Raw genomic sequence first — 768 nt, forward strand, 5'->3', positions numbered from 1 at the left:
AGACAAGCCCTTGACAAGAGAGCAAGAGCTACTAAAAGAGAACGAGAGACTTCGCTGTGAGAATGAATTGCTAAAAAAGCTTCAAGCCTTAATTCAAGCCAGGAAAAATCCAAAGCCATAAATGAATTAAGGCATAAATTTGGTTTGGAATTACTTCTGAACCTGGCAAATATGGCGCGCAGCAGTTTTTATTATCATCAAAAACAAAGTAAATCACCTGATAAATATAAAGAAACTAAAGAACTGATTAAAGTCATTTATCAAAAGCATAAAGGACGTTATGGCTATAGAAGGATAACCGATGAACTGCAAAACAGAGGGTTGCTTATCAATCATAAAACAGTTCTCAGATTAATGAATCTATTAGGGCTGAAAAGTATTATTAGAGTAAAAAAGTATAAATCTTATAAAGGTGAAAATGGTAAAATAGCTCCAAATATACTAGAACGAAATTTTAAAGCAGAAGCTCCAAATCAAAAATGGGCAACCGATATCACAGAGTTCAACGTAGGGGGAAACAAATTATATTTATCACCAGTAATTGACTTGTTTAACGGGGAAATAATCAGCTATGAACTCACAGAGAAACCAGTGTTCAATCAAGTAGTTATGATGCTGAAAAAAGCCTTTAGGAAAATACCGGATAATACAAATTTAATACTTCATTCTGACCAAGGCTGGCAGTACCAGATGAGCCATTACCAGCATTTATTAAAACAAAAAGGAATCAAACAAAGTATGTCAAGAAAAGGAAACTGCTTAGATAAT

The 768-nt window shown here is 33.7% G+C and carries 1 protein-coding gene; it reads left to right on the forward strand.

All coding sequences use genetic code 11. From position 1 onward, the window contains the following. Positions 1-66: 66 nt before the first annotated feature. The coding region (locus PMI09_RS31255; protein WP_157213354.1) for an IS3 family transposase at positions 67-768 on the forward strand (702 nt) is incomplete at its 3' end.

Source organism: Rhizobium sp. CF122, from assembly GCF_000282035.1.
Lineage (GTDB): Bacteria > Pseudomonadota > Alphaproteobacteria > Rhizobiales > Rhizobiaceae > Rhizobium.